This window comes from Aestuariimicrobium sp. T2.26MG-19.2B, assembly GCF_950101875.1.
Classification (GTDB): Bacteria; Actinomycetota; Actinomycetes; order Propionibacteriales; family Propionibacteriaceae; genus Aestuariimicrobium; species Aestuariimicrobium kwangyangense.
Window position 1 is genome coordinate 725126 of record NZ_CATNLW010000002.1, and the last position, 16937, is coordinate 742062.

Consider the following 16937-nt stretch of genomic DNA (forward strand, 5'->3'; position numbering starts at 1 on the left):
CCATCCCCCCGGAGGAAATCTTTCATGACTGCCAAGGTCAGGGTCGGCATCGTCGGCACCGGCGGTATCGCCCGCGCACGTCATCTGCCCTGTTTGACCGAGAACGAGTCAGCCGAGCTGGTCGCCCTGTGCGACATCAAGCCAGACGTGTTGAAGAAGGCGGGAGACGACTTCGACGTCGCTGCCCGCTACACCGACTACCTCGAGATGTACGACAACGAGAATCTCGACGCCGTGGTGGTCTGCACCCCCAATGACGTGCACGCCCCGGCGACCATCGCGGCACTCGAGCGGGGCATCAACGTGCTCTGCGAGAAGCCGATGGCCCTCGACCCGACCGAGGGCGAGGCCATGCTCGCGGCAGCCGAGAAGTCAGGCAAGCTGCTGACCTTCGGCTTCCACTACCGCCACATGCCCGAGGTGATGGCCGCCCGCCGAGTGGTCGACTCGGGCGAGTTGGGTGACGTCTACATGGTGCGGGTGCAGGCACTGCGCCGGCGGGGCATCCCGAGCTGGGGCACCTTCGTCCACAAGCACATCCAGGGTGGCGGCGCGATGATCGACTTCGGCGTCCACCTGCTCGACTCGGCCTTGTGGCTGATGGGCAATCCCAAGGCGATCGAGGTGACCGCGAGCCTGTCGCAGCGCCTGGGCAAGTCGCCCAACGTCAACACTTGGGGCGACTGGAACTACCAGGAGTTCACCGTCGAGGACCAGGTGGCCGCGTTCGTCCGCTTCGAGAACGGCGTGACGATGATGCTCGAGTGCTCGTGGGCCATCAACATCCCCGAGTCGCGCGAGAACATCTCACTGTCGGGCACGAGGGCGGGACTCGAGGTCTTCCCGCTGAGCGTCAACAAGGCCGACCACGAGATGCTGACCACGTGGAAGCCGGACTGGATCGCGGACGCCAAGCTCGACCCCGGCGCCCACCAGGCCGCTGAGTTCGTGAACGCGGTCCGCACCGGTGGCACGGTCGTCACCAAGCCCTCGCAGGCCCTGCAGGTGACTCGCATCGTCGACGCGATGTACCGCTCTGCCGAGTCGGGCGAGGCCGTCAAGCTGTGATCGTCGGGGCGCCCCCGGCTCAGGCACTGACATCAGGCATGTCGTTCCACAGGTCGGGGTGCGCCCCGTTCACCAGCGCCTCATCGAGCAACCGGGCCATCCGGTAGCAGGGATCGAGGCTCAGAGCTCGCAGGCAGGCGATGTTGGCCAGCGCTCCGTGTCCGGACAGCCACGCGGCGAACCCCAGCAAGGACAGCACCGGCACGGCGAACTCCACCGGGGTCCGCTGAGCCAGGTGGTGCCACAGCACTTGGTGCTGTTCGGCACTGGCCCTCGTCTGACTCAACCAGACGTCGTCGCGCGGGTGGATCTTCTGCACCAGGGCGACCAGCCGGGCCTGGTCGAGGTCGTCCATCCCGGCGGGCGCCTCCAGCCCTCGCATCAGCAGGTCGAGCACGCAGGTGGTGGCGTCGGCATCGGTCATCGAAGCCACCAGCCGAAGCTGACGCCGCACCTTCGCGGCGAAGGACGCGGCCTGTTTCCCGCCTGGCCCATCGACCGATCGCTCCAGCTGAGCCCTGTCGCCGGTCACCGACAATCCCTCGCAGACCGCTTGCACGACCGCCGGAGGGGCGGGGTCATACGGCTGACCAGCATCCGGATCGAACTCCCAGTCCTCCCACAGCGGCCACCACAGGTGACCGTCGGTGAAACAGACGTGGTCGACCAACAGTGATCCCGTCCATTCCTCGATCGAGCAGGCCACCGACCTGAGGGCTGCCACCATCCGCTCATGGTCGGCGCCATAGCCGAGGATCAGGGCGTGCGCGTCGGGGGTGGGCCGGCTCAGCGTCTGCCAGGTGCGCCGGGCCAACTGGGGATCGGACTCGAAAGCCTCCAGGTCCGCGCGGGCGACGCCTGCGGATTCGCCCTCGGAGACGGCGACGACCACGATCGACTCGGTCGGCTCGAATCCGAGCAGGTAGGGCCCGAGGGCGAGCAGCTCGGCGGGGCTCCCGGCGCGCAGACGTGTCTTCTTCATGTCTGCACTGTGCGGAGCCGATGCGACCATGCTCCGGCCCCGGCTGGATCTGTGGACAACCGCTTGCGCCATCGCCGCCTTGTGGATGAGGACCGTGGCGCTGGGTGGCGGTCTCCTGTGGGAGAGCGCACGTACGATGGGGAACGATGAGCCAGACGAACCAGCCCCCGCAGAACCAGTGGCGCCCGCCGACTGGTCCGCAGGGGAGCCCGCCACCAGGCCAGGCGCCGGGCGCCTTCCACCAGACGAACCCCTACCAGCGTCCCCTGCCTCCGGCTCCCCCGCCCACGCCAGGGAGCATCCCCTTGGGCAGGCAACGCCCCGAGAGCGTCTCGATCGACCAGTTCCGCGAGCCCCGCAGCCGGGCCGTGTGGTGCGTGGCGGCGGCCGTGGCCGTGGTGGTCGCCGGGCTGGTCGCCGCCGCCTTCTCCGTGGGACGGCCTCCCCAGGCGGTGACCACCCCTTCCCCGACGCCGCCGGTGTCGAGCCCCCAAGGGCCGACCGCGGCGTCCAGCAACGGTGTGCCCTTCCACTCAGAACGAGACAATGCCGACGGTTACTGGACGATCACGAGCCAGCGGTGGTCGAGCTCCGGGCTGGAACTCACCATGGAACTGACCATCACCTCCGGCACCATGGACTACTCATTCTTCGCGCTCGACAACGCGACCACCCAGGACTACGACCCGGCGCCCGGCAGCACCGAGACCCTGTCGCACGGCACCGCCAGTGAGGGTGAGAAGGTCACCGGCGTGGTGATCTTCGACAAACCCCAGAGCGACACCACCGTCTACCTTGCCGGGAGCGGACGCCAGGTCACGGCGTTGGTGGTACGCGGCTGAGCCCGGACACGGAGACGCCCGGCCCCCTTGACGGGAGCCGGGCGTCGCGGTCGTCCGGGTCAGGAACGGTAGACGATCACCTTGTCGCCGACGTGCACCTGGTCGAACAACCAGCTGATCCCCTGCAGGTCGCGAACGTTGACACACCCGTGGGAGGCGCCGTTGTAGCCGCGGGCTGCGAAGTCCGAGGAGTAGTGCACGGCCTGGCCGCCCGAGAAGAACATCGCGTACGGCATGGAGGTGTGGTAGATGCTCGAGACGTGGTTGCGCGACTTCCAGCCGACCGAGAACGATCCTTCGCGGGTCGGGGTCAGCTCCGAGCCGAAGCGCACGTCGACGGTCAGTTGAGACTTGCCGTCGACCACCCAGACCAGACGACGGGTGTTCTTGTCGATGCACATGGCGCGCCCGGTGAGGCAACGCGGGTCGAGCTTCGCCGCAGCCACCGGCTTGGGCGGCTTGTTGTACATCTGCTCCTGGGTCGGAGTGGAGGTCATCGCGACCAGCAGGTCGAGAGTGCGCTGGTCGACCTCACCGGTCACCGGGATGCCACGCTTGTCCTGGAAGCCCTTCACCGCGGCCACCGTCGCCGAGCCGTAGGTGCCGGTGATCAGCTTCTCCTCGTACCAGGCGATCTCCTTCAGCCGCACCTGGATACGCCGCACCGCGTCGCCGTTCGATCCTTGTCGGTAGAGCGCCGGACCGGGTCGCAGGATGTTGTACATCTGGTCGTGCGTGGGCGTCGAGGTCATCGAGACCAGCTTGTCCCAGGTCTGCTGGTCGAGTTCCCCTGTGACCGGGAACCCGCGCTTGCGCTGGAAGCCCGAGACGCCCTCGACGGTGGCGGCGTCGTAGACGGCCTGGATCTTGCCCGCGTACCAGTCGAGCTGCAGCAGTCGGTGGTTGAGTTCGCGCACCTTGTCGCCGCTGTCACCGGACTTCAGAAGCGCTGGTACCGCCGACGGCGTCGGAGCACTGGCGGGCGAGGACGGGACGGCCGGCGCGGACGGACTGCTCGGCTCGACGGACGGCGTGGGGGTGTCGCTGGGCTGGTCGTCAGGGGTGGCCGTCGAACTGGGCGCTGCCGGCGACGACGGGACGCTGCTCTGCAGGGTGGGCAGGCTCGAGGGGTGCGCGGCACCGATGTCCTTGGCACATCCTGCCGTCAGGGCGAGGGCGAGTACGGCAGTGGCGGCGGCAGCGCGGTGGAAGGCGGTCTTCATGGCGGCGGATCCTCACGGAAGGGCGATCTGGGGTATGGACCGCTGGAACACCATAACTGCGGTCATCTCGGATACGCGCAGTGGCCCACGGCTGGTTGCCTGATCGTGACCAAGAACTCCCTGAGAAGTCCGCCGAGGGCTCCCCTGCGACTTGCGACCGACCTCCTACCCATCCGGGACCACACCCTGGTCCCTCGCACCACGCCGGGGGGCCGAGATCGGGTCGCACCACTTCCCTCTTGTGGGCACCGGACGTCAGAGTCGGGCCATGGACCCGATCATGCAGCTGAACCAGCGCCCCGCGCTCCGCCCCGTGCAGGCCGATGGCCCACGTCGACGCTGGGATGACGGGTCACTGCGCATCGGGGACGCCGAGCGTGACCGCACCTGCGCCTGTCTGGCGGAGCACTACGCAGCCGGTCGCCTGACCGCCGCCGAGGTGGACGAACGAACCGACCTCGCCGTCCGGGCACGCACCGCCCGAGAATTGGCAGCGCTGTGCGCCGACCTGCCCGGTGTGGGGTCGAACGCTCCGGCCGCCGTCGCCGGGGCCGCGTCAGCCCATTCCCCCTCCCGGGCGTCGACCAGTGAACCGGCCCGCTCGATGGCGATCGCCCTGTTCGGGTTCGTGAGCGTGTCGGCCCTGGTCTGCACCATCCTGCTGCTGGCGGTGCTGGGCATGAGCGGCACCGCCATGTTCCCGGTGGCCTTCCTGGCGGCTCTGGGCGCCAGCGTCACGACTGCGGGATTGTGCTACTTCGGCCCGAGGGTCCTGGGTTCACGATCGACGGGAGCCGGTCAGGCCTGACACGTCGATCTCGTCCCGGAGCCGCTCACGCAACAGCTGTGCGCGCTCGGCGAAGCCGCGCTGTTGGCGGACGTGGTCGGCCTTCCCTGCTGCGGTCTCGACCGCAACGGGCTCGAACCCCCACGGGCGCAGGTCGTAGGGGCTGGCGCGCATGTCCAGCTCCCGCACGTCCCGCGCCAGTTCGAAGCAGTCGAACAGCAGCGTCGACGAGGTGAGCGGATGCAGTTTGCCGGCCCACTTGTAGAGGTCCATGTTGGCGTGCAGGCAGCCACCCTGGTCGCTGTCGACCTGATCGTCACGCGTCAGTGCCACGTGGTTCAGGGGTACGGCTGGCGGGGTGAAGAACCTGAAGGCATCGAAATGGGTGCAACGAAGCTCGTGGGATTCGACGATGGCGGCGGTCTCGTCGGTCGAGAACCTCAGGGCGATCCCGTGGCGCACCCGATCTGCCGGTTGGCGATACACCATGGCCCATTCGTGGAGCCCGAAACACCCGAACTGCGCAGGACGCTGCGACACGGCCGACAGCAGCCGGCCGGTGAACTCGAGGGTGGTCCGGCGCGCAGCCACCAGGGCAGCCGCGTCGACCGAGGCCGAACCGTCCTCGTCCATCCGGAAGTGACGCCGCTCGGCGAACTCGGGGGCGTCATCGAGAACCACCCCCGCCCCCGGACTCCACGCGACCAGTTCGGCCGGGCGCAGCCGGTAGTAGTCGAACAGGAAGTCCCAGACGGGGTGCCGCTCCCCCCTCTGCCGACGCTCGATCGTGGGGGCGAGCACCGCCAGCGCCCGCTCGCGGTGTTCGGCCGCCCGGGCCGTCCAGACGTCGCGAGGCAGGTGGTGCACGAGGATCCACGATACCCGCCCAGCTCGCCGATGGACCTGCCGTGGCGGGACGACGGCCCTGTGCCACACTGGTGCGCGAGAAGCCCCCGGGCTCCTCGCGGCGGTGGGGCTCGCCGTTCCCAACCTCGGACATCCGACAACAGTCCCTACCCGAACGGCACCCCTGCCCTGATGATGGGAAGGCCCTGACGGTGGGAGATCCCTCGTGACGAAACCTGAGACCAGCGGACTTCGCGCCCTCGGCCGGTGGCGTGCCCGCCAGGCCGATTTCGACGATCTGCCCGTCGACCCCGACCCGATCGATGACAGCGAGTCAGATCCGGACGAGCCCACGGTCCCCCAGCATCGGCCGGCCCATATGAGACCCGGATTGGTGGCCGTCGTCGCGGCCGGGGGCATGGTGGGGACTGCCCTGCGTGAGGGCGTCTCGCTGGTCGTGCCCTCGGTCGCCGACCTACCCGTCGCCATCGTCACCGTCAATGTGGTCGGGGCATTCCTGTTGGGTGTGCTGCTCGAGGTGTTGCATCGGCTCGGCCCTGACCGAGGGGGACGCCGCGTGGTCAGACTGCTGCTGGGAACCGGCGTCCTGGGCGGTTTCACGACCTACAGCACCTTCGCGCTCGACATCGTCCGCCTCCTCGACGCAGGGGCCGTCGCGCGCGCGGTGGCGTTCGCGGTGGGTACCGCCGTGCTGGGGGTGATGGCGACGTGGTCCGGGATCACCGTCGCCGCCCGGCTGCACTCCCACGCGGGCCGGCTCACGCGGCTCGCCGGGTCCGGGGAGGGTGCATGACGCCGGCGCTGTTCCTCGCCCTGTCCGTGGCTGGCGGGTTCGGGGCTGCCACCCGCTTGGTGGTCGACGGCCTGATCCGCTCCAGGGTGGACGGGGTGGTGCCTTGGGGCACCGTGTTCATCAACCTGTCCGGATCGTTCCTGCTCGGCGTCCTGGCAGGACTGGCCGGAGCCCGCGTTCTCCCCGAGCACTGGCAGACCGTGCTGGGAACGGGCCTCCTCGGCGGGTACACCACGTTCTCCACGGCCAGCTTCGAGACCGTCCGCCTCGCCCAGGAGGGGCGCCCGGGAACCGCACTCGCCAAGGCGAGCGGCACGGTGGTCGGAGCTGCTGCGGCAGCCGCTGCAGGATGGTGGTTCGGCGCCCGCCTCTGACAGGTGGCCGTGCCAGCGAGGGGCCGGGACATGCCCCGGCCCCACGATGTGATCAGCGGTTCTGTGCCTGGGGAGACTCGGCCAGTTGCTGCCGGACCTCGTCCATGTCGAGCTCCCGGATGGCGGTGAGCACTTCTTCCAGTGCCTTGGCCGGCAGGGCTCCGGACTGGCGGAAGACCAGCACCCCGTCTCGGAACGCCATCAACGTCGGGATGGCCGAGATCTCGGCCGCTCCCGCCAGCTGGGGCTGTGCCTCGGTGTCGACCTTGCCGAAGCGGACGTCCGGGTGTGCTTGCGCCGCCTTCTCGAAGACGGGGGCGAAGGCGCGGCAGGGCATGCACCATTCCGCCCAGAAGTCGACGAAGGTGATGCCTTCGGCGGTGACGGTGGACTCGAAGTTGTCGTGGGTCAGTTCAAGGGTGGGCACGGGGACTCCTGTCGATGGTTGGTGTGGGTGGGTTCGGACGGGGTTGTTCGGATAGGGGGTGTTCGGACGGGCTTGTTCGGATTGGTCCGGGGGCGAGGGTGCTCAGCAGGACGCGTGATCGGTGATCCGTTTGCCGGCCGCCGCCACCAGGAAGACCAGCAGCAGCACCAGCGGGTAGGTCGTCCCAGCCGACTGGGCCACCAGGAGTGGCGATCCGACGACGAGCGCGATCGGGACGATGGCGCAGGATCCTCCGGCGAGATGCTCACCCCGGCGGGAGGGACGTACGTGGCCAACGTGACCGCCCCCAGGGCAGCGGCGGGCGCGAGCAACAACAGGTCGAACGCGCTGGGGAGCTGTCCGGCCAGAGCCGTGGACCGGACTGAGAACAGCGCGAGAGCCAGCACGAGGAAGGCCATCACCGCAGCGACGGTGTGTCGCGACGACCACACCGACTTCCAGTACCTCGGCCCCGACGCCGGCACCGCCACGCGGCCCACGGGGGTCGCGTTGGTGCGTCGAATGAGTCCGGGCGAGACACCGAGCTGCTGGTCTGAGGTCTTCACGTCTCAAGTATGTCATACCCGGGGGGGTATGCAAGCGAGACTCTGCTACCCGCCTCCAGGGCACTCCCGGCGACTCAGGGTGAGGGATCGGGCCCCGTGTCCGGGACCTCCACGCGCTGCTTGTGCAGTCCGTACTCGCGGAACGTCAGCACCACGATGAAGATGTCGAATGCCGTCAGCAGGAGAAGGCCCCAGCCGAACGAACGGAACAGCTCAAAGGTCTGGTAGCCGATGAAGGCGATCAGGGTGGCGATCAGCCACGGGTACGCCCAGAGCCGGTCTCGGAGCACGGCCAGCACGAGCACGACCTTCACGACCCCGTGCACCAGCAGATAGATGGCGGCGAACAGCTGGGCCGACAGGTCGAGCCGGGAGGCGAGCCGCACGAGCGTATTCGCCAGGAAGTCGCCGGGGTCCTCCATCAGCTCACGGTGGGTGAGCGCGGTCGCAATCGCGTGGAGTTGACCGGGGCCCACCAGGAGCAGCGCCAGACCGCCCACCAACTCCAGCACACCATTGAGCCCCTTCAGCAGCAGGCTGACTCGGAAGGTCCGGTCGAGCAACGTGTGGTCAGAGCCGGTGCTGACCGAGTCGAGCGGCGGTTGCTTCATGCAACAGAGTTAACACGCTCCGACACAAGCCAGCGCTCGGCGCACGAGCGCCGGATCTGGTCAGCTTCCTCGAGACCCTGCGCCCCGAGCAGTGGGAGGCTGACCCACGTTGCGTGGGGTGACGTGTCAGCGACGGGGTGGCCGGTGCGCCGGACGCCACGAGCATCACTGCTCGGCCAACGTCACCGCTGTGGTGGAGCTAAGGGGATTCGAACCCCTGACCTCTTCCATGCCATGGAAGCGCGCTACCAACTGCGCCATAGCCCCTTGTGGGATCCCGTACGTTGCCGCTTGGGACTCCGAAACATTAGCGCACCCACCGCACCCTTGTCACATCGCGCCTGCCAGTACCCTCAGAGCATGAGCAGGATGAACTCGAAGCTGGCCGTCGTCGGAGCGGGCGCCGTTGGAACCTCGCTGGCCTATGCGGCCCTGATCAGGGGTTCAGCCGACGTGATCGCCCTCTACGACATCGACCGTGCCAAGGTCGAGGCAGAAGTGGCCGACCTCGCGCACGGCACGCAGTTCACCTCGTCCATCGTGATGGGCGGTGCCGACATCTCCGCCGTCAAGGATTCCAACGTGGTGGTGGTGACTGCGGGAGCCAAGCAGCACCCAGGCCAGTCCCGGCTCGACCTGGCCGAGACGAACGCGCGCATCCTGGCCGATCTGCTGCCCAAGCTGATCCAGCAGGCCCCCGAGGCGTTGTTCGTCCTGGTCACCAATCCCTGCGACGTGCTCACCGTCGTGGCACAACGCCTGTCGGGCCTCCCCCGCGGACGAGTGTTCTCCACCGGCACCATGCTCGACACCTCTCGGCTTCGCTGGATGGTCGGACGTCGACTCAACATCAGTCAGCGCAACGTGCACGTGACCATCGCAGGCGAGCACGGCGACACCGAGTTCCCCCTGTGGAGCTCCGCCACGATCGGCGAGGTCCCCCTGCGCCAGTGGTCCGTCGACGGGCAGAAGATCTTCACCGACTCCTACCTCACCGAACTCGCCCACGAGGCGGCAACGGCCGCCTACCGCATCATCGAGGGCAAGGGATCGACCAACTACGCCATCGGCATCGCGGGCGCGCGACTGGTGGAGGCGCTGCTGGCTCCCGCGCGTTCGATCCTGCCGCTGTCGACGGTGCTGGACGGCCAGTACGGCATCCATGACGTCGCCCTGAGCCTTCCCTGCGTGGTCTCGGCCGCGGGTGTGGAGCAGGTGCTCACCCCGGCGATGGATCCCTACGAGACCACCAAACTCCATGCCTCCGCGGACACCCTGCGACGCTCGCTGCAGACCATCGCCCGCTGACCATCGCTCGCTCTCACCCCCCGCTGACCATCACCCAGCGTTCTCGCTCGCCATCACTCGTTCAGCCCCACAGGCCCGCACACTCTCGCCTTCGGGACCGAACTGCATGGTTCCAACGGTGAAGTCTGCGCCGGAGGCGAGAGTCTGCGGCATCCGCGGACGAGCCGGGGCCGGATTCAGACCCCGACGTTGTAGGCCTGCAGTCGCCATCGACGACGGCCGTGCTCCTGCAACGGTTCACTGACGGTGAGTTCGACCCAGTGACAGTTGCGCAGGGCTCCCAGCCACCAGGTGGACTCGAAGTCCCAGCCGAGCAGGGCGCCCACCCCCATCCGGATCGCCAAGCCGTGCGAGGCCACGACGACCCGCTTGCCGACGTGGGTGTCGGCGATGCCGCGCACCGCGCCGGCCATCCGCTGCCCCACCTCGGTTGCCGTCTCACCGGTGGGTGAGCGGCGGAAGTCGACTCCCCGAGCCGCCTTGACGTACTCGGGATCGTGCCCGAGGTCGGCAGGGGTCAGACCGACCCAGGACCCCACATTGATCTCGGCCAGTTCGTCCACGAGCGTCGCCTCGAGGCCCGTGAGCCGGGTCAGGGCCGCAGCAGTCTGGCGGGCGCGAGACAACGGGGACGAGTAGAGCACCTGCGGGTGCAGGGCCGCGAGCGCCCCCGCGGAAGTCTCGGCCTGGTCAAGGCCCACCTCGTCCAACTCGACATCGTTCTGGCCCTGGAAGCGGCCACCCGCGTTCCATGCCGTTCTACCGTGGCGCCACAGCAGGAGCGTGGTGGTCACCGTCGTACCCGACCGTGCCTCCATCACCAGCCCCGGTCGTCGTCCTCGAAGGTCTCGGCGTCGGCTGGCGGCTCGTCGAGCACCAGGTCGATCCGGGGACAGTCCTTCCACAGGCGCTCCAAGGAGTACAACTCGCGCTCCTCGTCGTGTTGCACGTGCACGACCACGTCGATGTAGTCGAGCAGCACCCACCGGTTCTCGCGCTCGCCCTCCCGCCGCACGGGCTTCAGGCCGGCCTCGAGAAGCTGCTCCTCGATGTTGTCGACGATGGCTCCCACCTGACGGTCGGACGAGGCGCCGATCACGAGGAAGACGTCGGTGATGGCGAGGTGGTCAGAGACGTCGAAGGCCACGATCCGTTTGCCGCGCTTGTCGGAAGCCGCCTGGGCGGCGAGTTGGGTGGTGTGGATGGCGATGTCGGTGGCAGTCACTGCGCTCCTGAGAGAGGGATGGGTGGGAAGTCCGTGGGGAATTCGGCGTCGTTTTCGGCGTTCGCGAACCCCTGCGCGTACAAGCCGCGCTTGTTGATGTACTGCACGATTCCGTCGGGCACGAGGTACCAGATCGGGAGGCCTTCGGAGACGCGCTCACGGCAGGCGGTCGACGAGATCGCCATGGCGGGCACCTCCAGCAGGGTGACCTTGTCCTTGGGCAGGTGTGCGATGTCCTGCGGACCCAGCGGCACCCCGGGCCTGGAGACTCCCACGAAATGCGCCAGGTCGAACAGTTCCTCGGCGCCTCGCCACGTCAGGATCTTGGCGAGGGCATCGGCGCCGGTGATGAAGAACAGGTCGGTGTCGTCCCCGCGCTCGGCTCGCAGGTCCTTGAGGGTGTCGACGGTGTAGGTGTCACCGGCCCGTTCGATGTCGACCCGGCTCGTCGAGAACGAGGGGTTCGAAGCGGTGGCGATGACGGTCATCAGGTAACGGTCCTCGGGGAGGGAGACGATCCGTCCCGCCTTCTGCCACGGGATCCCGGTGGGGACGAAGACGACCTCGTCCAACAGGAAGCGCGCTGCCACCTCGCTCGCTGCCACCAGGTGCCCGTGGTGGATGGGGTCGAACGTGCCGCCCATGACGCCCAACCGGTGTCGATGACCCGGTTGGCGGTTGATCCCCGGGGTTGAACCGGACGTGCGGGTCGACGGGGGCGTGACGGGGCTGGTGGGGACGGCGCTCATCAGCTGTGGGGACGTGAGTCCCCGAAAGTCTTCACGAGGACGAGGGCACCGAGCAGCAACGCAAGGGCGATGCCGCCGACGATGAGAGAGGATGCTGTGACGAGCGCGATCATGGCGGACAGCCTAGCCGGGTCGGTGGCACTGGTGTGTTTCTCATGAGCGCGTCTGGCCCTGCCCCACCACCACGTACTTGGTCGAGGTCAGCTCGGCCAACCCCATGGGACCGCGGGCGTGCAGTTTCTGCGTCGAGATGCCGATCTCGGCGCCGAAACCGAACTCGCCACCGTCGACGAACCTCGACGAGGCGTTCACCAGCACCGCGGCCGCATCGATGCGTCGGGCGAACTCGGCGGCAGCCGCTTGGTCTGTGGTCACGATGGTCTCGGAGTGACCGCTGCTGTGGGTCTGGATGTGTTCGATTGCCTCGTCCATGTCGTCGACCACGCGGGCAGCGAGGTCGAGGCTCAGGTACTCGGCGTCATACTCCGCATCGGTGGCCGGGACCGCACCCGGAACGAGGGTGAGGGTGGCCTTGTCGCCGTGGACGGTGACCCCGGCCTCCGCGAGCAGAGGAGCGAGGGCCTGCCAGTAGTCACGGGCAACGTCGTGGTGCACCAGCACCGTTTCCAGCGCATTGCAGACGCTGGGGCGCTGCGCCTTGGCGTTGATGGTGATCCTGGCGGCCACCTCGAGATCCGCGTCGCGATCGACGTAGAGGTGACAGTTGCCGGTGCCGGTCTCGATCACGGGCACGGTGGAACCAGTGACCACCGCCTCGATCAAGCCCGCTCCCCCACGCGGGATGAGCAGGTCGACCAGACCGCGGGCCGTCATCATCTCGGTGGTGACCTCACGACCCCCCTCCACCAACTGGATGGAGTTCGGGTCGATCCCGCTGGCTGACAGCCCCGCCCGCAGCGCTTCGACGACTACTCGGTTGCTGCGCAGAGCGGACGAGGAGCCCCGGAGCAGTGCGGCGTTGCCGGACTTCAGGCAGATCCCCGCGGCATCGGCGGTGACGTTCGGCCTGGCCTCGTAGATGATGCCGACCACCCCGAACGGCACCCGCTGCTGGCTGATGCGCAGGCCAGTGGTGGTCGTCCACTGTCTAGCGACTTCGCCCACGGGGTCGGGCAACCCAGCGAGGTCGCGCAGCCCCTGCGCCATACCGGCGACGCGGTCGACAGTGAGCCGCAGCCTGTCGATCTGCGAGGGGGCGACGCCGGTGTCCTCCGCGGCCTCGACGTCGGCAGTGTTGGCGCTGAGCACCATCGCGGTGTGTTCGAGCAGGGCATCGGCCATGGCGTTGAGGGCCTGGTCCTTGCGGGCACGGTCGGCGAGGGCCAACGCTCGGGCGGCGACGCGCGCGGCCTTGGCTTGGTCGGTGAAAGCAGTCACGACAGTCCAGAGTAGGCGGTCAGCTCGCCTCGGCGGCCGGCGTCCGGACGGCGGCGTCGACCAGCCCGTCCTCCGGCTGCGGACCGTGTGCTCGCACCAGTCCGAATCGTCGCAGCAGCCACCAGATGAAGTTGAGCAGGCAGATCACGAAGAACGAGCCGGCGGCGATCTGGATGGCGACGTCGCCACCCCACAGCCCCCAGACGAACCAGAACACCTGAACCGCGACCTGCCAGGCGAGGAAGCCAACACTGACACCACGGATGTCGCGGCAGCGCAGCAGGTCGAGGAATTGTGCGACCCCACCGATGAACTGCGGGATCGAGATGAAGGCACCGAAGACGAGGGGGTTCCACAGGTCCGTGGCGACGAGCGCGGCGATGCCCAGGGCCGGAACGCCGAAGGTGCGGAGCAGCGACAGCGTGCGGTCCCGGCGCACGAACCACAGGATCAGGACTGACATCAGGCATGCGATGCCATTGGCCAGCACCAGGTTGTAGGCGCCGGTGAGGCTGCCGTGCACCAACCAGGTCCCGGTGATGGCGGCGGTGATCTGCCACATCACCAGCGAGGCACCCGCGCTCGTGCGCGAGCGCAGGATCCGCAGCAACTGGGGCACCGCCGACACCGAACTGATGAGGGCGATCGTCCAACCGTAGATTTCGAAGGCGCTCACGCCCGTCTCCTGTTCAACATCAATTGGTCGCGATGCACGACCTCACGCTCGTACTGGGCGCCGAGGGTCTCGGCGAGTTCGGCCGTCTTCTTGCCGAGCATGGCTGGCAGTTCCTCCGACGAGAAGGCGACCAGGCCGCGTCCGACGATGCGGCCGTCCGGTCCGACCAACTCCACGGGGTCACCGGCGGCGAAGTCACCCTCCACCGCGGTCACCCCGGCAGCGAGCAGAGAAGCGCCCCGGTGGGCCAGTGCGCTCACGGCGCCGTGGTCGAGCAGCAGCCGTCCGCGCACGTGCGAGGCGTGGGCCAGCCACAGCAGGCGTCGGGGACGCCGTTTTCCGGCAGGGTCGAACCAGGTGCCGATCTCGGGGTCGCCGGCCAACGCTCGGGCCGCTTGGTCGGCGGCCGCCAGCAGGGTCGGGATACCGACGCTGGTGGCGATCTGCGCTGCCTGCAGTTTGGTCGTCATCCCGCCTGTGCCGACATGACTGCCACCTCGGGAGGTGTCGACGTCCAACTCGTCGATGTCGGGTACCCGGGCGATGCGTGCGGCGCCCGGCGAGCAGGGGTGGGCGGTGTAGAGGGCGTCGACGTCCGACAGCAGCACCAGCACGTCGGAGCGCACGGCCTGGGCCACGAGCGCGCCCAGCCGGTCGTTGTCACCGAAGCGGATCTCATGGGTGGCCACCGTGTCGTTCTCGTTGACCACGGGTACCACCCCCAGCTGCAGCAACCGCCCCAGGGTTCGGGTCGCATTGCGGTAGCTCGACAGGCGGGTGAGGTCGTCCACCGTGAGCAGCACTTGCCCGGTCGTCAGTCCGTGCCGCCCGAACTGCTCGCCGTACTGGGCCATCAGCAGTCCTTGTCCGACCGACGCCGCGGCCTGCTGGCCGGCCAGGTCACGGGGACGGCTCGGGAGACCCAGCCTCGGGTACCCCGCCGCGACCGCACCGGACGAGATCAGCACCACCTCCTTGCCGGAGGCCCGCAGGTTCGCCAGGGCGTCCACCAGGAGGGCGATGCGATCCGGCGCGATGCCGCCGTCGGACGAGGTGAGGGACGACGACCCGACCTTCACCACCACGCGCCGCGCCTGGGTGAGGGCCTGGCGATCAGTCACGGCCGTGGTCTGCCTCGTCCGAGAAGTCCTCGTCGAAGTCGCCGAAGTCGCTCGCCTTGGGACGATTCGCCGCGTCCTCCTCGTCGGCGTCGATGTCGAAAGGCACGCCCGCACGCCAGTTCACGCCGCGGGGATCCCGTCCAACCACGCCGTACTGCTCGCGAGCCTCGTGGTAGGCCTTGTCGTCCTCCCGGCGGCGGGTGGCCGAGGGACGCTCGGTGTCGAAGCGCTGGTCCTCGCCGCGGCGCCCCAGCATCTCGGCACCGGCCTGGATCTGGGGTGCGTAGTCGAAGACGACGGCGTTGTCCCCGCCGATCGCGACCGCATCGCCCGGAACCGCACCCAGCTTGGACAGCTGGTCCTCCACACCGAGTCGGTTGAGCCGGTCAGCGAGGAACCCGACCGCCTCCGCGTTGCTGAAGTCGGTCTGTCGCACCCAGCGCTCGGGCTTCTCGCCCCGCACCCGCCAGACGAATCCACCCTCACCGTCACCCTGCTTCTTCACACTGAACTCAGAGGCTGCCTTCACGGCCTTGGGCCGCAGCACGATGGTGGGCGCCGCCTTGGGGGGCAGAGCTGCCCGTCGCTGACGAACGATCTCGGCCATCGCGAACGTCAACTGCTGCAACCCCTCGCCCGATTTCGTCGAGATCGGGAACACCTTGAGGCCGCGCGCACGGATCTCGGCTTCGACCATGGCGGCAATCTCGGCGCCATCGGGAACGTCGACCTTGTTCAGGGCAACCAACCTCGGACGGTCCTCGAGACCACCGTGGGCAGCCAACTCAGCTTCGATGATGTCGAGGTCCGACAGGGGATCCCGCCCAGGCTCGAAGGTCGCGGTGTCGATCACATGGACGAGGGCCTGGCACCGCTCGATGTGCCGCAGGAAGTCGTGGCCGAGGCCGCGACCGTCCGAGGCACCCTCGATCAGCCCCGGCACGTCGGCGACCGTGAAGGTCGTGTTCCCGGCGATCACGACACCGAGGTTGGGGATCAGGGTGGTGAAGGGGTAGTCAGCGATCTTGGGACGAGCTCTGGAGATGGCCGCCACCAATGACGACTTGCCGGCGCTGGGGAAGCCGACCAGGCCGACGTCTGCGACGACCTTGAGCTCCAGTTGGATCTGGCGTTCCTCCCCCTCCTCGCCGAGCAGTGCGAAACCGGGTGCCTTGCGGGTCGACGAGGCCAGGGACGCATTCCCGAGACCGCCCTTCCCGCCCTGGGCGACGACGAGCTGAGTGCCTTCGCCAGTGAGGTCGGCCAGCACCTCTCCCGTCTCCGTGTCGGTGACCACGGTTCCGTCGGGCACGGGCAGAACGATGTCCTCCCCCAGCCCGCCGTTCTGGTGGTCACCCTTGCCGGGCTCACCATTGGGAGCCTTGCGCAGCGACTGCCGGTGATAGTCGACCAACGTGGTCAGCTGGCTGTCGACCCGCAGGATGATGGACCCGCCATTGCCGCCATTGCCGCCGTCAGGGCCGCCCAGGGGCTTGAACTTCTCGCGGTGCACCGAGACGCATCCGTGGCCGCCATGGCCCGCCCGCACCGTCAGTGAGACGCGGTCGATGAAACTGGGGATCGCCATGGTTGGGGTGCTCCGATGGTTCGAGGATCGGCGAAGGGTCGCCGAAGGCTGAGTCTACCGTTCGAGGACGACGCGGCCGTGGCCGAGTCGGGCTCGAAGGGGAACGTGCACAGTGGGGACGAGCAGGCCCTACGGCCGGCGCAGGTGCCCGAGGCCCGGTGGTCTCGGGCAGGTGTTCCGCGCAACGGGAACGCGCCGCACCCTGGGCACAAATGGAAACACCCCCTTGATCCGAAGATCAAGGGGGTGTTGTAAGTCCGGCGGCGTCCTACTCTCCCACAGGGTCCCCCCTGCAGTACCATCGGCGCTGAAAGGCTTAACTTCCGGGTTCG

18 protein-coding genes, 1 tRNA gene and 1 rRNA gene are annotated in these 16937 nt (G+C 68.3%); 6 read left to right on the forward strand and 14 right to left on the reverse strand.

What is annotated here, in order from left to right:
• The first annotated feature begins 24 nt into the window (after positions 1 to 24).
• Positions 25 to 1068, forward strand: a complete 1044-nt coding sequence (locus tag QQZ11_RS13160) for a Gfo/Idh/MocA family protein (protein ID WP_284550736.1) — start codon at positions 25 to 27, stop codon at positions 1066 to 1068.
• A gap of 19 nt (positions 1069 to 1087) precedes the next feature.
• Here the strand turns inward: QQZ11_RS13160 and QQZ11_RS13165 are convergent, their stop codons facing one another.
• The gene (locus QQZ11_RS13165; protein WP_284550737.1) at positions 1088 to 2050 is read right to left on the reverse strand and encodes a DUF4192 domain-containing protein; all 963 of its coding nucleotides are present in this window, start codon (positions 2048 to 2050) and stop codon (positions 1088 to 1090) included.
• Positions 2051 to 2196: 146 nt separating this feature from the next.
• Between QQZ11_RS13165 and QQZ11_RS13170 the strand changes: the two genes are divergently transcribed.
• Positions 2197 to 2892, forward strand: coding sequence for a hypothetical protein (locus tag QQZ11_RS13170; RefSeq protein ID WP_284550738.1), 696 nt, complete (start codon positions 2197 to 2199; stop codon positions 2890 to 2892).
• A 59-nt stretch (positions 2893 to 2951) separates the two neighbouring features.
• Here QQZ11_RS13170 and QQZ11_RS13175 read toward each other — a convergent pair whose 3' ends face one another.
• Positions 2952 to 4115 carry a peptidoglycan-binding protein gene (locus QQZ11_RS13175; RefSeq protein ID WP_284550739.1) on the reverse strand — a complete coding sequence of 388 codons (1164 nt, stop codon included), beginning with the start codon at positions 4113 to 4115 and terminating at the stop codon, positions 2952 to 2954.
• 268 nt (positions 4116 to 4383) lie between these two features.
• Between QQZ11_RS13175 and QQZ11_RS13180 the strand changes: the two genes are divergently transcribed.
• A complete protein-coding gene (locus QQZ11_RS13180; RefSeq protein WP_284550740.1) occupies positions 4384 to 4923 on the forward strand; it encodes a DUF1707 SHOCT-like domain-containing protein in 540 nt (179 codons plus the stop codon).
• Here the strand turns inward: QQZ11_RS13180 and QQZ11_RS13185 are convergent.
• A complete protein-coding gene (locus QQZ11_RS13185; protein ID WP_284550741.1) occupies positions 4894 to 5769 on the reverse strand; it encodes a 3-methyladenine DNA glycosylase in 876 nt (291 codons plus the stop codon). The genes QQZ11_RS13180 and QQZ11_RS13185 overlap by 30 nt on opposite strands.
• Positions 5770 to 5974: 205 nt before the next feature.
• On the opposite strand from QQZ11_RS13185, the gene QQZ11_RS13190 reads away from it, so the two are divergent.
• Positions 5975 to 6562: a fluoride efflux transporter FluC gene (locus QQZ11_RS13190; protein ID WP_284550742.1), complete on the forward strand. Its 588-nt coding sequence runs from the start codon at positions 5975 to 5977 to the stop codon at positions 6560 to 6562.
• Complete coding sequence (crcB, locus tag QQZ11_RS13195) at positions 6559 to 6936, forward strand: fluoride efflux transporter CrcB (RefSeq protein ID WP_022910578.1); 378 nt, start codon at positions 6559 to 6561, stop codon at positions 6934 to 6936. Before QQZ11_RS13190 ends, crcB begins: the two co-directional genes overlap by 4 nt.
• A gap of 52 nt (positions 6937 to 6988) precedes the next feature.
• On the opposite strand, the gene trxA is transcribed toward crcB, so the two are convergent.
• The 3 genes from trxA to QQZ11_RS13210 form a co-directional block, all read right to left on the reverse strand.
• On the reverse strand, positions 6989 to 7363 hold the full coding sequence (gene trxA / locus QQZ11_RS13200; protein WP_022910579.1) for a thioredoxin: 375 nt from the start codon (positions 7361 to 7363) through the stop codon (positions 6989 to 6991).
• A gap of 640 nt (positions 7364 to 8003) precedes the next feature.
• Complete coding sequence (locus QQZ11_RS13205; RefSeq protein WP_284550743.1) at positions 8004 to 8540, reverse strand: DUF2127 domain-containing protein; 537 nt, start codon at positions 8538 to 8540, stop codon at positions 8004 to 8006.
• Positions 8541 to 8731: 191 nt separating this feature from the next.
• A tRNA-Ala gene (locus QQZ11_RS13210) sits at positions 8732 to 8807 on the reverse strand.
• A gap of 93 nt (positions 8808 to 8900) precedes the next feature.
• Here QQZ11_RS13210 and QQZ11_RS13215 point away from each other — a divergent pair.
• Positions 8901 to 9848: an L-lactate dehydrogenase gene (locus QQZ11_RS13215; RefSeq protein ID WP_284550744.1), complete on the forward strand. Its 948-nt coding sequence runs from the start codon at positions 8901 to 8903 to the stop codon at positions 9846 to 9848.
• 176 nt (positions 9849 to 10024) lie between these two features.
• Here the strand turns inward: QQZ11_RS13215 and QQZ11_RS13220 are convergent, their stop codons facing one another.
• The 8 genes from QQZ11_RS13220 to rrf all read right to left on the reverse strand — a co-directional run.
• A complete protein-coding gene (locus QQZ11_RS13220) occupies positions 10025 to 10642 on the reverse strand; it encodes a histidine phosphatase family protein (RefSeq protein WP_284550745.1) in 618 nt (205 codons plus the stop codon).
• A 23-nt stretch (positions 10643 to 10665) separates the two neighbouring features.
• Positions 10666 to 11073 carry a ribosome silencing factor gene (rsfS, locus tag QQZ11_RS13225; RefSeq protein WP_040438073.1) on the reverse strand — a complete coding sequence of 136 codons (408 nt, stop codon included), beginning with the start codon at positions 11071 to 11073 and terminating at the stop codon, positions 10666 to 10668.
• On the reverse strand, positions 11070 to 11822 hold the full coding sequence (gene nadD, locus QQZ11_RS13230; RefSeq protein ID WP_284550746.1) for a nicotinate-nucleotide adenylyltransferase: 753 nt from the start codon (positions 11820 to 11822) through the stop codon (positions 11070 to 11072). The genes rsfS and nadD overlap by 4 nt, the downstream gene beginning before the upstream one ends.
• A 153-nt stretch (positions 11823 to 11975) precedes the next feature.
• Positions 11976 to 13220, reverse strand: coding sequence for a glutamate-5-semialdehyde dehydrogenase (locus QQZ11_RS13235; protein WP_284550747.1), 1245 nt, complete (start codon positions 13218 to 13220; stop codon positions 11976 to 11978).
• A gap of 19 nt (positions 13221 to 13239) precedes the next feature.
• Positions 13240 to 13896, reverse strand: a complete 657-nt coding sequence (locus tag QQZ11_RS13240) for a SemiSWEET family sugar transporter (RefSeq protein WP_022910586.1) — start codon at positions 13894 to 13896, stop codon at positions 13240 to 13242.
• Positions 13893 to 15017, reverse strand: coding sequence for a glutamate 5-kinase (gene proB, locus QQZ11_RS13245; protein ID WP_284550748.1), 1125 nt, complete (start codon positions 15015 to 15017; stop codon positions 13893 to 13895). The genes QQZ11_RS13240 and proB overlap by 4 nt, the downstream gene beginning before the upstream one ends.
• The gene (obgE, locus tag QQZ11_RS13250) at positions 15010 to 16605 is read right to left on the reverse strand and encodes a GTPase ObgE (RefSeq protein WP_284550749.1); all 1596 of its coding nucleotides are present in this window, start codon (positions 16603 to 16605) and stop codon (positions 15010 to 15012) included. Before obgE ends, proB begins: the two co-directional genes overlap by 8 nt.
• Before the next feature lie 255 nt (positions 16606 to 16860).
• Positions 16861 to 16937 (reverse strand): 5S ribosomal RNA (gene rrf / locus QQZ11_RS13255); the annotation flags it as partial.

Coding starts and splice junctions, on each gene's coding strand:
- QQZ11_RS13160 (WP_284550736.1), top strand. CDS start 25: ATGACTGCCAAGGTCAGGGTCGGCATCGTCGGCACCGGCGGTATCGCC.
- QQZ11_RS13165 (WP_284550737.1), bottom strand. CDS start 2,050: ATGAAGAAGACACGTCTGCGCGCCGGGAGCCCCGCCGAGCTGCTCGCC.
- QQZ11_RS13170 (WP_284550738.1), top strand. CDS start 2,197: ATGAGCCAGACGAACCAGCCCCCGCAGAACCAGTGGCGCCCGCCGACT.
- QQZ11_RS13175 (WP_284550739.1), bottom strand. CDS start 4,115: ATGAAGACCGCCTTCCACCGCGCTGCCGCCGCCACTGCCGTACTCGCC.
- QQZ11_RS13180 (WP_284550740.1), top strand. CDS start 4,384: ATGGACCCGATCATGCAGCTGAACCAGCGCCCCGCGCTCCGCCCCGTG.
- crcB (WP_022910578.1), top strand. CDS start 6,559: ATGACGCCGGCGCTGTTCCTCGCCCTGTCCGTGGCTGGCGGGTTCGGG.
- QQZ11_RS13205 (WP_284550743.1), bottom strand. CDS start 8,540: ATGAAGCAACCGCCGCTCGACTCGGTCAGCACCGGCTCTGACCACACG.
- QQZ11_RS13215 (WP_284550744.1), top strand. CDS start 8,901: ATGAGCAGGATGAACTCGAAGCTGGCCGTCGTCGGAGCGGGCGCCGTT.
- nadD (WP_284550746.1), bottom strand. CDS start 11,822: ATGAGCGCCGTCCCCACCAGCCCCGTCACGCCCCCGTCGACCCGCACG.
- obgE (WP_284550749.1), bottom strand. CDS start 16,605: ATGGCGATCCCCAGTTTCATCGACCGCGTCTCACTGACGGTGCGGGCG.